Annotated in this window: 12 protein-coding genes; all 12 read right to left on the bottom strand. The window is 60.2% G+C overall.

The features are described from left to right. Positions 1-44: 44 nt before the first annotated feature. Positions 45-1154 (bottom strand): flagellar basal body P-ring protein FlgI, encoded by a 1110-nt coding sequence (locus CRO18_RS10095; RefSeq protein ID WP_170952626.1) that lies wholly within the window; start codon positions 1152-1154, stop codon positions 45-47. Positions 1155-1165: 11 nt separating this feature from the next. Continuing rightward, positions 1166-2179 carry a flagellin gene (locus CRO18_RS10090; protein WP_097082025.1) on the bottom strand — a complete coding sequence of 338 codons (1014 nt, stop codon included), beginning with the start codon at positions 2177-2179 and terminating at the stop codon, positions 1166-1168. Position 2180: 1 nt separating this feature from the next. Continuing rightward, positions 2181-3638 (bottom strand): flagellar hook-associated protein FlgK, encoded by a 1458-nt coding sequence (gene flgK / locus CRO18_RS10085; RefSeq protein ID WP_076484371.1) that lies wholly within the window; start codon positions 3636-3638, stop codon positions 2181-2183. 31 nt (positions 3639-3669) lie between these two features. Next, positions 3670-5007, bottom strand: coding sequence for a flagellar hook protein FlgE (locus tag CRO18_RS10080; RefSeq protein ID WP_076484372.1), 1338 nt, complete (start codon positions 5005-5007; stop codon positions 3670-3672). 124 nt (positions 5008-5131) lie between these two features. Further along, positions 5132-5986, bottom strand: coding sequence for a flagellar motor protein MotB (locus CRO18_RS10075; protein ID WP_076484373.1), 855 nt, complete (start codon positions 5984-5986; stop codon positions 5132-5134). An 88-nt stretch (positions 5987-6074) separates the two neighbouring features. Next, positions 6075-6632 (bottom strand): flavin reductase family protein, encoded by a 558-nt coding sequence (locus tag CRO18_RS10070; protein ID WP_097082024.1) that lies wholly within the window; start codon positions 6630-6632, stop codon positions 6075-6077. Between the two features lie 27 nt (positions 6633-6659). Then, positions 6660-9110: a DNA topoisomerase (ATP-hydrolyzing) subunit B gene (gyrB, locus tag CRO18_RS10065; RefSeq protein ID WP_097082023.1), complete on the bottom strand. Its 2451-nt coding sequence runs from the start codon at positions 9108-9110 to the stop codon at positions 6660-6662. A 73-nt stretch (positions 9111-9183) separates the two neighbouring features. Continuing rightward, a complete protein-coding gene (gene recF / locus CRO18_RS10060) occupies positions 9184-10254 on the bottom strand; it encodes a DNA replication/repair protein RecF (RefSeq protein WP_097082022.1) in 1071 nt (356 codons plus the stop codon). Next, positions 10251-11369: a DNA polymerase III subunit beta gene (gene dnaN, locus CRO18_RS10055; RefSeq protein ID WP_076484534.1), complete on the bottom strand. Its 1119-nt coding sequence runs from the start codon at positions 11367-11369 to the stop codon at positions 10251-10253. Before dnaN ends, recF begins: the two co-directional genes overlap by 4 nt. A 102-nt stretch (positions 11370-11471) precedes the next feature. Beyond that, a complete protein-coding gene (gene dnaA / locus CRO18_RS10050; RefSeq protein WP_097082021.1) occupies positions 11472-12833 on the bottom strand; it encodes a chromosomal replication initiator protein DnaA in 1362 nt (453 codons plus the stop codon). Positions 12834-13293: 460 nt separating this feature from the next. Further along, positions 13294-13560 (bottom strand): 30S ribosomal protein S20, encoded by a 267-nt coding sequence (rpsT, locus tag CRO18_RS10045; protein ID WP_097082020.1) that lies wholly within the window; start codon positions 13558-13560, stop codon positions 13294-13296. A gap of 167 nt (positions 13561-13727) precedes the next feature. Beyond that, the gene (locus CRO18_RS10040; protein ID WP_076484378.1) at positions 13728-14504 is read right to left on the bottom strand and encodes an enoyl-CoA hydratase; all 777 of its coding nucleotides are present in this window, start codon (positions 14502-14504) and stop codon (positions 13728-13730) included. Between the last annotated feature and the right edge of the window lie 108 nt (positions 14505-14612).

Here is a 14612-nt window from a genome sequence, read left to right as displayed (position 1 = left end):
CTGCCCCGGATCGGATCAAAATAGATGCTATTCCGGCCTAAATCTTAGTTCACGACAAATTCGGCATGCAGCGCCCCAGCGGCATTGATGCTTTTGAGAATGTCGATCATGTCGCGCGGGCTGACGCCAAGGGCGTTGAGCCCCGCCACGACATCAGAGAGCGAACTGGTCTCGGCCACTTCAGCCATCTGGATGCCGGGCCCCTGTTCGATCGTTGCCTGAGTGCGCGGCACCACCACGGTTTCGCCACGGGCAAACGGGTTCGGTTGCACCACAATCGGGGTTTCTTGCACGCGGAGGGTCAGGTTGCCTTGGCTCACCGCAACACGTGATATGCGGACATCTTCGCCCATGACGATGGTGCCGGAGCGTTGGTCCACCACCACGCGGGCGCGTTGTTCGGGTTCGACATCAAGGTTCTCAAGCCGCCCCAGCACATGCGCGGCCGAGCGCATGCCGGCATTTTGCACGTTCACTGTCACGGTGCCGGAATCTTCCATCGTTGCGATGCGCTTGCCGAATTCGCCGTTGATCACCTTTTCGATCCGCAGCGCGGTGGTGAAATCGGGCGTGCGCAGCGCCAGCCGGATTGAGGACAGGCTGTTCAACTCAAAGCCAATTTCACGTTCGATATGCGCGCCCGAGGGGATCAGGCCCGAGGTCGGCACACCTTGGGTGACTGCCGCGCCTTGGCCTTGCGCGGTCACACCGCCCGCAATCACCGCGCCTTGGGCGACGGCGTAAATCTCACCATCGGCGGCATTGAGCGGCGTCATGATCAGCGTCCCGCCCAGGAGACTTTTCGCATCACCAATTGCCGAAACGGTGACGTCGATCTTGCCGCCCGCGCGCGCAAACGGCGGCAGCGAGGCGGTGACCATGACGGCGGCAACGTTTTTGGGGCGGAATTGTTCGCCGGTAACGTTAACGCCGAGCCGTTCGAGGATGTTGGACATAATGTCTTCGGTGAAGGGTGCGTTGCGCATCCCGTCGCCGGTGCCGTTGAGGCCGACCACGAGGCCGTAGCCCACCAGATCGTTGCCGCGGACGCCATCGAATTCGACCAGATCTTTGATCCGGATCGGCGCCGCCTCGGCAACAGGGGCGGTCAGCATCGGCACGATAAGGGCCAATATGAGGACAAGAAGCTTCATCAGTGATTTCATCACATGTAATCCGTCAGCGACAGTTGTGCCACGCGCGTGGTCAGCGTGTAGAGGGTTTCAAGCTGGGACTGCACCGCCTCAAGCGCGGTGGCCCCGTCATAGGGATCGACACCGATCATCTCTTTTTTGGAGATTTCCAGCGCGGAAAGCTGTGCGGCGTTGCGGGTTTTCGCGGTTTCGATGATCCCTTCGACCGTGCCAATCTCTGCGCGGGCGGTGGTCAGTTCTGAACTGCCCGTCAAGATTCGTGTTCCGGCAAGGCCAGCGATCGTCGCGCGCGTGTAATCATCGTTAGGAACGGCATCTTGCGCGACCAAGGTGGCCAGAGCGAAGCCTTTCAGCACATCGCGAATACGGTTATCCGCAGCGGTCATGCTGAGTTGTGCTTGGTCAGTATCGGAGATTTGCACCGGCGAAAGCGAGGTTGCGCTGCCCAAATAGGCAACATCAAGAAAACCTCCGCCACCCGCAGGTTGATCAAACCAAGCATCCACCGCATTGGCGATATCGGTGGGTACGGTCAGACCACTGATTTCCGCTTTCAGCGCCGTGATGATCGTTGTGCTGTCGGCCACCGGACGTGTGTCCGTTGTATTGCCCGACATCACATAACGCCCGGCAACGTTGGAGTTGAGCGCATCGAGCGTCGATTCAAAGCGAATTTCGGCATCTTTGGTGCCAGAGGTCACGATTGCCGGGCTTGTTGCGGTTGTGGCCGCTGCAAGCGTGTTGCCGATCTCTTCAGCATGGCCCTGAATTACTTCAAGGGCCGATTGCTGCGTACTGGCGACAAGATTGGCTTCCACGGCGACTTGGTCGAAGATTGCGCTGCGCGAAATGGAGCGTTCGATTGCGGCCAGAGCGGTGAAATCACCCCCGACAGCGGCGCCGACATCGCTGGTGACACCCGTAACCAGCTCATTCGAGAGCTTGGTCATGGTGTTTTTGAGTTGCACATTATGATTGCGCATCATGTAGGTCTGGGCCATGTCGCCGACGGACATATACTTCATGTCAGAGCTCCAGGAGTTGCTGGATGAGGGCGTCGATCGTCTGGATCACCCGGGCATTGGCCGCATAAGCCTTTTCGACGACAAGCAGGTTTTGCATCTCGTAATCGGTGTCGACCCCATCAGCGAGCGCCATTTCATGCAACGCTTCTTGGCGCGCATTTGTGTAGCCTTGGGTCAGTTCCGAGGATTGCCGCGAGGACGAGGCAAAGGACAAAAGATCCGCCGACAGCCCCGCCATGGAGCGTTGCAGCGCGCCAAAATTGCCCGAGGCCGGAACGCTTTGGGTGGTCATGGCCGACGACATCGCATTGAGCAGCGTTGCGTCGCTTACCACGCCGGGCGTTGCCGCGTTCAGACCATCGCGCATATGCCAAGCCGCACCGCCCTGCAGCGGGTCGACAATCGCGTTGATCGAGATGCGTCCGGCAAGACCGGCTTCATTCGCCACCACAAGCGGGCCACCACCATCGGTGAAAAGCCCCGCATCGCCGGGGTTCAGGGTCGGATCGACACTGGTGCTTTCAAACCGGGAGATCAGATCGCGGGCCACCGCATCAAGTTTGGCCTGCGCCTCGGTTCCCAGAGTATCGCGCACGGCAAAAGCTGCACCAAGTGTCCCACCGCCAAACTGGCTGCCCTCGCCCACGGTCATCGCTTGGCCATTGACGGTGATGCCGGAAAGCTGACCGCCCGCAAGCGTCATATCTGCGGCCATCACGCCAGCGCCGGTAAAGCCGATCTCATAGGCGTGGCCATCAAGCAAAATGCCGCCGCCTTTTGTGAACAGCGCGATCTGGTTGTTGTCGCGCTGCACGACCTTGATCGGCACGATTTCAGAAATGCTGTCGACCAGCATTTGGCGTTGATCCATCAGTCCATTGGCATCGCGCCCAACGGCGATTTGCGTGGTGATGGTGCGGTTTAGCAGTTCAATCTCGCCAAGCGTTTCGTTCAGTGTATTGACCTGTTTGGCGATCGATTGATCGGCCTCAAGCCGGGTCTGCTGCAGGTCTGCGGAAACACTATTGAGTTTGTCAGTCACCAGACGCGCGGCATCCACCGCGCTTGAAAGCCGCGCGCTGCTGTCAGGCATGCTTGCGGCTGTCAGAAGCGAATCCTCAAATTTGCTGATCGTCCAGCTGAGCGAGCCTTCGGTGGTCGGATCGCCGATTTGGTTTTCAAGGTCCGCATAAAATGTGGTGCGGGCCGTGGCATCGGCTGCCGCCGCATCGGCAAGCCGTTTGTCTTGTAGCAGTGTTTCGTTGACCATGCGGTTGATGCCGTTGATCCGCACGCCGCCGCCATCTCCCCCGAGCGTGTCGGAGGAGAGCGAGATTTCGCGGCGTGCATAGCCTTCGGTCATCGCATTTGCGACGTTCGAGGAGACAACCTCGGCGGCCCGGGAGGCTGCGGTCAGCCCGGTCACGGCATTGTTCAGTGCACCTGTGATGCCTACCATTTGTCAGCTCCTCTCACTCAGGCGTTTTGCCTTAGCGTTTGATATTCGTCGTCTCTTGCAGCATCTCGTCCACCGTCTGGATGACTTTCGCATTCGACGAATAGGCGCGTTGGGTTTGGATCAGGTTGGTCAGTTCCTGCGCCACATCGACGGCAGACCCTTCACGGGCATAGCCTTCGACGGCACCGGTCGGGCCGTCACCGGCATCCCACAGGTAGAACGAGCCCGAACCCGACGAGACTTGGAAGGTCTGGTTGTCCAGCGCGGTCAGCCCGTTCGCGTTCGACACATCGGCCAGCGGCACCTGATAAACGGTGCGAATGAAGCCGGTGTCATAGGTCGCTTTGATGAAGCCGTTTTCGTCAATCTCTACCGCGGTCAGGTTGCCAACGGGCGAACCGTCTTTGGTGATTGAGGTCGGCGCGAAATCGGTCGCAAGCTGGGTCAGGCCGTTGGTGTCGCCGATCCGGCCAATGGTGGCGGTGATGTTTTGCAAACCATCGCCAACGGAAAGGTCGATTGCACCCGTGGTGGCCGACCAAGCCGGGCTGCCCGAAAGCGGGGTCACGCCCGAAAGGGTGCCGCCGTTCGCGCTCGTGTTGTCGAAGTTGATCGTATACTGCCCCAAAACGCCGACACCAAGACCCAACGGGTCGGTGGTGGTGGCCGAATCGGTGATGGTCATCGTCCAGCTGTTCGAAGCGCCGGTGGCCGGAACGGTCGGGTCAAAGGTCACTTGCAGCGTGTTCGACGTGCCAAGGTTGCCGAAATATTCAATCGACGAGGTCAGGTTTTGGTCGCTGGCGCCGGCCATGGTTTCGGTGGCGGGCAGGTTGATACCGAGGTTCATCACCGTCGTCGGGTCGCCCGCGGTTTGGTTGGCGTTGATCACGACCGGCTCCAGACCCGCGGTGGTGTCGCGCGGTTGCAGCGGGATCGAGCCATCGGCGTTCGCGGCCCAGCCCAAAAGCACAAGCCCCGAATCGGTGCGCAGCACGCCGTCTTTATCGGTGTGGAACGAGCCCGTGGTGGTCATCATCAGCGGCTGCGAGCCCAGCCCGTTGATCAGCCCCGCCGTGGTCGAGACCGGCAGGAAGCCACGGCCCGAAATGGCGATGTCCATCGCGTTCGAGGTGCCGACAAGCGAGCCACGCTCGTCAATCAGACGGCCCGTGGTGGCGCGCACGCCGCCTGCCGAATAGGTGCCGGAGTTGCGCGTCTGCGTCAGCACCATGCTTTCGAAATCCGCCGTGGCCCGTTTATAGCCATAGGTGGCGGAGTTAGCGATGTTGTCAGAAATCGTCGCAAGACGCGTGGCGTTGGCGGCAAGACCGGCCACACCGGCGTTGAGCGAGGAAGAAATAGACATGGGGGCGCCTTTCTGCTGCTGGTCCCTTGATCGACCGCCAGACTGCCGCAGGCGTCGTTAAGATGGACCTAACACCTAAAATGCGTTGGATTTCTTTGCCCCCACGGCACGTGAAACGGGCGGATTAACGCCCGTTTCGCAGCAAAATCACCTCGAGCCGGTTGTTGCGCACCGACATTGCGGATTCGATGGCCGGTTTGCGGTCCGCGAAACCCGAGACCCGGTGAATGCGCGCCGCTTCAAACCCATCACCTTCCATCAAGCCCCGCATGGTCTGCGCACGCTCGGTCGACAGGTCCCACACCGGGTTTTGCCGCAGCATAGACGGATAGGCCCTTGTATGCCCGTTGATCGCCACACCATTGGTCGCATAGCTGAACACACGGGTCAGCATTTGCGCGATCTCTTCGAGAATCAGTTCAGGCTGTGCGGTATCGGGCACGAAGAGCGGCTCTTCTTCCAGATCGAAGAATTCGACGATCAGCCCTTCATCGGTGACTTTGGTCAAGATGTGGCGCGCCATCTGCTCGCTCACCATCGATTCGCCACCCACGCCTTGCAGCGCTTGTTCGATCTTGCGCGCCATTTCCTCGAAGGCGGCCTTTTCGTCTTCGGCGGCCTTGTCTTCAGAAAGGCCACTGTCGCCGCGGGCCTGCCGTTCTTCGGTGGGGCGTTGCCCCGCCGCGCCGGTGCCGGTTTGCGCGATCTGGTCTTCTGAGAAGACGGAATCGCCGCCAAAGGCACCTTCGCCGCCGCCGGAAATCCGGTTGATCGGAATCGTCGGATTGAAGTAATCCGCGATGCCTTTGCGTTGCTTTTCTGTTGTTGCGTTCAACAGCCACATCAAGAGAAAGAAGGCCATCATGGCGGTCACGAAGTCAGCATAGGCCACTTTCCACGCCCCACCGTGGTGCCCGTCGCCGCCGACGACCTTCTTACGTTTGATGATAACCGGAGCCGCGTTGTCACGCGCCGCCATGTCCACCACCTCATTTTCACCCGAGACAAGAGGTAGCAGGTCGGGCTTAAGCCACGCTTAACGGATAAAATTCAACGCAGTTATGGGCTTAAGTCGTGGGGGTGAAGCCGCCGAACTTGCCGCCAAAAAAGCACAGCGGTGCGCCTTCGGTGCACAGCGTGAAGCGGTCCACTTGGCCGATGATGATCGTGTGATCACCGCCTTCGTGCATTGCTTCCGTGGTGCATTCAAACCGCGCCAAGCACTTGTCGAGCAGTGGCACGGCTTGATCGTTGAGTTTGTAAGCCAGCCCTTCAAACCCCGGCCCCGAGGAAGACGAAAACCGTTTCGCGATCTCCGCTTGATCGGCGCTCAGCACGTGAATGGCAAAGGCGGGCGCGGCGGTAAAATGGCGATGCCGCAGCGATGACCGTGCCGCCGACCACAAGACCAAGGCCGGGTCGAGCGAGACCGAGGCGAAAGAATTCACCGTGATTCCAATCGGTTCGCCACCACCTTCTTCGCGCGCGGTGACCACGGTCACCCCGGTCGCAAAGCGCCCCAAAGCATCGCGCAACAGGCGCGGGTCATCGGGGGAGGGCACATGGCCAAGGCTTGCCGCCTCGGCCGCGCTCAGGCTCGCGTCGATATCGTCGCTTTCGCTCATCTATCCTCCTGCCGGGATGGTCCCGGATCAGAAATCGAGGTTTTCTACGCTCAGCGCGTTTTGCTGAATGAATTCGCGGCGCGGTTCCACCACATCGCCCATCAGCTTGGAGAAGATATCTTCCGCCTCGGCCAAATCATCCACGCGCACTTGCAACAGCGTGCGGGCAACCGGGTCAAGCGTGGTTTCCCAAAGCTGTTCGGGGTTCATTTCGCCCAAACCTTTGTAACGTTGCAGGGTCAGACCCTTTTCGCCTTCTTGCAGAATTGCTGCCAAAAGGTCGAGCGGACCATAGATCAACTGCTCGCGATCCTTGCGCATCAACCGTGCGGGCGCGCCATAGGTTTCTTGCAGGCTGGCGGTGAACTGGGCAAGCCGCCGCGCCTCGCCCGAGCGCAGCACCGCGCCATCCAGCGTGCGGACCTCTTCCACCCCGCGCAGCACACGCGCAAGCCGCAGACCCTTGTCTTGCGTGGGCCGCCCGCTCCAGCCGCGCTCGTATTCCAACGCGACAAGATCGAGCCGCGCCGCGACTTGGTTCGCCGCGCCCTGCGCATCGGCATCGACATAGCCGGGAACCAGTGCGCCCGCGATGGCGGTTTGCTCCAGAATGCGCTGCGGGTAATGCGTTGGGAAGGCTTGCAGAATGCGGCGGATTTGCCGGGCTTCCTCGACCAAACGCGCTAGGTCCGCGCCGACAATATCGGTGCCATCACCAAGCCGCAGGATCGCGCCTTCCACCCCTTGGGCGACCAAGTAATCTTCCAGCGCGAGTTGGTCTTTCAGATAGACCTCAGACTTGCCGCGGGCCACTTTGTAAAGCGGCGGCTGGGCAATGTAGAGATAGCCATGCTCGATCAGCTCCGGCATTTGCCGGAAGAAGAAGGTCAGCAGAAGGGTGCGGATGTGCGCGCCGTCCACGTCGGCATCGGTCATGATGACGATCTTGTGGTAGCGCAGCTTGGCGATGTTAAACTCATCGCGGCCAATGCCGGTGCCGAGCGCCGTGATCAGCGTGCCGATTTGATCCGACGACAGCATCCGGTCAAAGCGCGCGCGCTCCACGTTGAGGATTTTACCGCGCAACGGCAGAACTGCTTGGTTCTTCCGTTCGCGCCCTTGCTTGGCGGAGCCACCCGCCGAGTCCCCTTCGACGAGGAACAATTCGCTGAGCGCCGGATCTTTTTCTTGGCAATCGGCGAGCTTGCCCGGCAGCGAAGCAACATCCATCGCGGTTTTGCGACGGGTGAGTTCGCGCGCTTTGCGCGCCGCTTCGCGCGCCAAAGCCGCTTCGATGATCTTGCCAACAATCCCTTTCGCCTCGGCGGGATGTTCTTCAAACCACTCGCCCAACTTCTCGTTCACAAGGTTTTCGACCGCAGGCCGCACCTCAGAGGAGACCAGCTTGTCTTTCGTTTGGCTGGAGAATTTCGGGTCCGGCACTTTCACCGAAAGCACGCAGGTCAGCCCTTCGCGCGCATCATCGCCGGTGAAATCGACCTTCTCTTTCTTGGCGATGCCGCTGTCTTGGGCGTATTTCGTGATCGTGCGGGTCAGCGCGCCACGCAGGCCCGCCAAATGGGTGCCGCCATCGCGCTGGGGAATGTTGTTGGTAAAGGGCAGCACGGTTTCGTGGTAGCTGTCGTTCCACCACATCGCCACCTCAACGCCGATGCCGCGCACTTCGCCGGTCATATAGATCGGATCGGGCATCACCGCTGTTTTCGACCGGTCGAGGTATTTTACAAACTCGCGCACGCCGCCTTCGTAGTGCAGTTCGACCTTCAGCGGCTCGGCGGGGCGTTCATCTTCCAAGATGATCCGCACGCCGGAATTGAGGAAGGCCAGTTCCCGCAGACGCGTTTCCAGCGTTTTGAAATTGTATTCGAGGTTGGAAAAGGTGCCGTCCGGGTCCACCACTTTGGACGAGGCCAGAAACCGCACTTCGGTGCCTTTTTCGCCCGGTGCGTCGCCGACCTCATGCACATGGACGGTGCATTCGCCCTTTTCGAACTTGGCGTAATAGACCTTGTCATTGCGCCAGACGCGCAGTTCCAGCCAGTCTGACAGCGCGTTCACCACCGACACACCCACGCCGTGCAACCCGCCCGAAACCTTATAGGCGTTGCCATCGTCATCGGTGTTGTTGAATTTGCCGCCCGCATGCAGCTGGGTCATGATGACCTCGGCCGCCGAAACCCCCTCTTCGGCGTGCATATCGACCGGAATGCCCCGACCATTGTCGCGCACCGAAACCGAATTATCGGCGTGGATTTTCACGGCCACATAGTTGGCATGGCCCGCCAGCGCCTCGTCGATGCCGTTATCGACCACCTCATAGACCATGTGATGCAGGCCAGACCCGTCATCCGTGTCGCCGATATACATGCCGGGGCGCTTGCGCACCGCCTCTAGGCCCTTGAGAACCTTGATGGAATCCGCGCCGTATTCGGTCTTTTTCTTGGGGGTGTCGGTCATCCGCGCCTATCCTGCAATTCGATGCGGATTTATAGTGTTTTGCGCCTGCCTTGTCACGCCTTCGCCACAATATTTAGCGGTTTTGAAACGGGGTTTCCGCCACTTGCGAGGTGCCTTGTGCCTCGGTCACATGCCAATATTGGCCGCGGCTTCCCAAAGCGTCAAAAAGCTCAAGCCCGGTGCCGGTCATCATCACCTGCGCGGGAAGCGCGCAAATCTCGTCATAAAGCGCGGCGCGGCGCCCGGCATCAAGATGCGCGGCGACTTCATCAAGCAAAAGCACCGTGCTTTCCCCCGCCAGCGCGCGGGCATTGGCAAGGAGGAGCGAGATCAGAAGCGCTTTTTGCTCGCCGGTGGAGCATTGATCGGCGGGCGTGTCTTTTTCCGCGTAAAGGGCCGTAAGGTCAGCGCGGTGCGGGCCCTCCAATGTGCGACCTGCCGCCATATCGCGGCGACGGTTGGCATCCAGCGCGGCGGCCAAATCATCGGGGCCTTGGTTCACCACGGCCAATGTTGCTGCTGGAAAAGCGGTGGCCGCGCCTGCCTGTGCAGCGGCGAGCTTTTCCAAAGCTTGCAGCCGTTGCGTCACGATCTGCGCGCCTGCCTCTGCCATCTGGCTTTCGAGCGCGTGATACCACGCCGGATCGCGGACTTCGTCTTTCAGCAAGCGGTTGCGTTCGCGCATCGCCTTTTCATAGGCGAGCGTGGCATCGGCATGGGTGGGGAAGAAGCTGAGCGTCATCCGGTCCAAAAACCGCCGCCGCCCCTCGGCCCCCTCGATCCAGAGCCGGTCCATCGCCGGCACCAGCCAGAGCACCCGCATCAGCCGCCCCAAGGCGAGTTGCGAGGCGGATTTGCCATCAATCAGCACATCGCGGCTTTGGCCGGGGCGGGCGGAGGTCTCGAGTTCATACTCAGGGAGGTTGGCGCGCAGCTTCCAGCCGACAGATTCCTGCCGCCGGATCAGTTCTTCGGCCGTCGCGCGCCGCAGCCCACGGCCCGGTGAAAACAGCGATACCGCTTCCAAAACAGAGGTTTTGCCCGCGCCATTCGGCCCGTAAAGCGCGACAGGCCGGGTATCAAAGGCAAATTCCGCCCGGCGATGCGAGCGGAATTGCAAAAGCGTAAGGCTGCGCAGGCTCACACGCGCATCGGCATCACGACATAGACCGCCGAAGTGTCATTGCCTTCGCGCATCAGCGTCGGATCGCCCGAGGAGTTGAACAGGAAAACGGCGTTTTCCCGGTCCACTTGGCTGGCGATTTCCAGCAGGTACTTGGCGTTAAAGCCAATTTCGAGCCGCTCATCGCCGTAAGCCACGGCCAGTTCTTCTTCGGCAGCGCCTGCATCGGGGGCATTGACCGACAGAACGAGCCGATCTTCATCAAGGCTCAGCTTCACGGCGCGCGAGCGTTCAGATGACACGGTCGCCACACGGTCCACGGCTTTGGCGAATTCTTGCGCGTCCACTTCCAGCCGCCGCGTATTCCCCATCGGAATAACGCGGGTGTAATCGGGGAAGGTGCCGTCGATCACCTTAGAGGTCAGCGTGATGGCAGGCGTGGCGAAGCGCACCTTGGTTTCGCTGACCGAAACGGCGATTTGCGCCTCGTCATCATCCAAAAGCTTGCGCAGTTCGTTCACGGTTTTGCGCGGCACGATCACACCGGGCATGCCCGCCGCGCCCTCGGGCAAAGTCGCATCAATGCGCGCCAGACGGTGGCCATCGGTCGCCACACAGCGCAGCGCTTGGCCATCTTCGCCGGTCGCGACATGCATATAGACGCCGTTGAGATAATAGCGGGTCTCTTCGGTCGAGATTGCGAATTTCGACTTATCAAACAACCGTTTCAGCACGCCCGCTTGGGCGGCGAAATTCGCGGTATATTCGGACGAGGCCATCACCGGGAAATCTTCACGCGGTAGCGTGGCCAAGTTGAAGTTCGACCGCCCCGCCATCACCGAAAGCCGCCCGGCGGAGGGGTCATCGGCCAATTGCACCAGCGCGCCATCGGGCAGCTTGCGCACGATCTCATGCAGCATCACCGCCGAAACGGTGGTGGCGCCAGCGCGTTCTACCTGCGCGGGGGCTTTATCGACCACCTCAATATCAAGGTCGGTGGCGCGGAAGGAAACCGTGTCACCCTCCGCCTCGATCAGCACGTTTGCCAAGATCGGAATCGTGTTGCGACGTTCGACAACCGATTGAGCCTGTGCCACCGCCTTCAGAAGCGCGGCGCGTTCGATGCTGATTTTCATATCCATACCTCACCGGTTCCCGGGGGCGGCAAGGTAACATGCCAGCGCGCCGGAACAAGATTTTTCCGGACATTCCGTTGCTTTGTGCGGGGCGTCAAGGGTTCAGGATTCCATCAGCCGTTTCAGAAGGCCAATATCTTCCGCAAGTTGCTGATCGGTCGCCATCAACTCGTCGATCTTGCGGATTCCGTGCATAATGGTGGTGTGATCGCGGCCGCCAAAGCGCCGCCCAATCTCGGGCAGGCTCCGCGTGGTGAGGTGTTTGGCCAGATACATCGCCACCTGACGCGGGCGCGCAATGGTGCGCAGCCGCTTCGGGCCGATCATATCCGACAGGCGCACGTTGTAATGCTCGGCCACCTTGCGCTGAATCTCCTCGATCGTGACACGACGATCCGAGGCACGCAGAATATCGGCCAAGCATTCCTGCGCCAGATCAAGCGTGATCTCACGCCCCACAAGCGAACCAAAGGCAAAGAGCCGGGTCAGCGCGCCTTCCAGCACACGCACGTTGGTGGTGATACGATGGGCGAGGAATTCCAGCACGCCATCGGCCATTTTCAGGCCCGGATAGCGGGCACAATAGGCATCGGCTTTGGATTGCAGAATACCCAGGCGCAGTTCGTAATCGGTCGGGTGCAGGTCCACCACAAGGCCGCATTGCAGGCGGGAACGGATGCGCTCTTCCAGATCTTTGATCTCGCCGGGCGCGCGGTCCGCAGAAATTACGATCTGCTTGCCCTGATCCACCAGCGCGTTGAAGGTGTGGAAGAATTCTTCTTGCGTGCTGTCTTTGCCGGCGATGAATTGCACATCATCCACCATCAGCACATCGACGGAGCGGAACAGCTCTTTGAAATCCATGATCTGGCGGTCGCGCAGGGCTTGCACGAAGCGATACATGAATTGCTCGGCAGAAAGGTAAAGCACACGCAGATCGGGGCGCCCGGTTTGCAGCTCATGCGCGATCGCATGCATCAAGTGCGTTTTCCCAAGCCCAACGCCGCCGTAAAGGAACAGCGGGTTAAAGGTCACCGGGCCACCCTCTGCCACGCGCCGCGCGGCGGCATGGGCCAATTCGTTCGGTTTGCCGACCACGAAGCTGTCAAAGGTGAACCGCGCATCCAGCGGTGCGCCGGGCAATTCGCTGTCCTCAGTCGCGCGCGCGGATTTGCGCGCAGCGGGCGCCGGGGCAGGGGTGTTGGCCGGGGCAACCGGACGCGCCGCGCCCAGACCAATGGTGATGCGTTCGACGGGCGCACCGGTCTTGCGCAGCGCGCTCAGAATCGGTTCGCCATAATTGCGCGACACCCAATCGCACATGAATTTGGTGGGCGCTTCAAAGGAAACGATGCCGTCTTTCAGCGCGATGATTTCAAGGGGCGCGATCCAAGTTTCATGGTTGGTCTTGCCGACCGTTTTCCGCAGATCATTGCTCACTTGCCCCCAGAGCTCTTTCGTCATGTTTTTCTTCCATCGCAGCTGTTCAGCTCAACATCATGAACCACGTCTCCGATGGCCCTTTCGCCGCAGCTGGCGAAAAGGTTTTCAGACACGACGAATGGACCGGAAAAACCGGACACGGCATCACCTGCCGAGTAGGGCTTGCGCCCCTCTTTCGTCGGATCGCATCTTGATGTCGAAGCGGTGGGCTTCTTGTCACGGCAGCATTCTTACCCTGCCTCGACACCAGCAATGCGTCATGTCCCCCAAGGCGACGTGAATCGCTCAACCAAGCTAGCAAGCCCTCACGGGAAGGTGCAACCGAACTTCATGCTTGACGGCGACTTTGATGAAACGAATCTGTGACACCCACGCAAATGCGCCACACCCATGATTAAGTACTTGAAAAAGCATAAAAAACGAAAAGGCGCCCCGGAATCGGAGCGCCTATCCTAAAGGCGTAGTTGGCCTGATCGAAAGATCAGTTCGCGAGGGCTTTCACGCGCGCCGAAAGGCGCGAGATTTTCCGCGAAACCGTGTTTTTGTGCATCACGCCCTTGGTCACGCCACGCGCCATTTCCGGCTGGGCGGCTTGCAGAGCGGCTTTCGCAGCGCCGGCGTCGCCCGAGGCGATCGCTTCTTCGACTTTGCGGATGAAGGTGCGGATACGCGAACGACGGGCTTTGTTGATGTCGTTGCGACGCTCGGCCTGACGAGCGCGTTTTTTGGACTGGGGCGTGTTGGCCATTGTACCGTGTTCCCGAACTAAAGCGAATATATAGCGCAAAGCCCGGTCGTCCCAGCGAACCGGATGATTCTAGCCTGAGCGGGCTCCACGCGCATGTGAGGGGTGCCAATAGGGGAAACAGGCCGGAAAGAAAAGCCCCTTTCGGGCCCCGGCCTGCCTTTTCGCCCTTATTTGTCGCGGAATTGCGGTTCGCGTTTTTCCAAGAAGGCCGACATACCTTCTTTTTGGTCTTCCGTCGCAAAGAGCGCATGGAACACCCGGCGTTCAAACAAAACGCCTTCGCGCAACGTGGTCTCATAGGCGCGGTTGACGCATTCCTTGACCACCATCGTTGCCACGGCAGATTTAGAGGCGACTTTGCGCGCCGCCGCCAGCGCCTCGGGCACCAGTTGCGCCACGGGAACGACGCGGCTCACCAGCCCCGAACGTTCCGCCTCGGTCGCATCCATGAAGCGGCCCGTCAGGTGCATGTCCATCGATTTGGATTTGCCCACAAAGCGGGTCAGGCGCTGCGTGCCGCCAATGCCCGCGACCACGCCGAGGTTGATCTCGGGTTGGCCGAATTTGGCGTTTTCGGCGCAGATGATGAAATCGCACATCATGGCGAGTTCACAACCGCCGCCCAAAGCGTAGCCAGCAACGGCAGCGATGATCGGTTTGCGGGTGCGCAGAAGGCTGTCGGCCTCAGAGCCGAAGAAATCGCTCGTGTACATCTCAACGAAGCTTTTCTCCGACATCTCTTTGATGTCAGCGCCAGCCGCGAAAGCTTTTTCCGAACCCGTCAGAACGATGCAGCGCACCTTGTCATTGTCATCAAGTTGCTTGAGCGCATCGGCCAACTCGCCCAACAGCTCGGAATTGAGCGCATTGAGGGCTTCTGGACGGTTAAGGCGGATCAGAGCGACGCTGTCTTCGATTTCGACGATCAGGGTCTGGTAGGCCATTGCGGGTGCCTTTCCTTGTTATCGGGGCAAGTCCTAGCAGGTGGGGCGCGAAACTCAAGACTTGTTGCGGCACTGTAGCGCAGCGTTACCTAAGGGCAGGGCGAAGTG

Source organism: Rhodobacter sp. JA431 (assembly GCF_900217725.1).
In the GTDB taxonomy this organism is placed as follows: domain Bacteria; phylum Pseudomonadota; class Alphaproteobacteria; order Rhodobacterales; family Rhodobacteraceae; genus Rhodobacter; species Rhodobacter aestuarii.
This window is presented reverse-complemented; position numbering and strand designations above follow the sequence as displayed.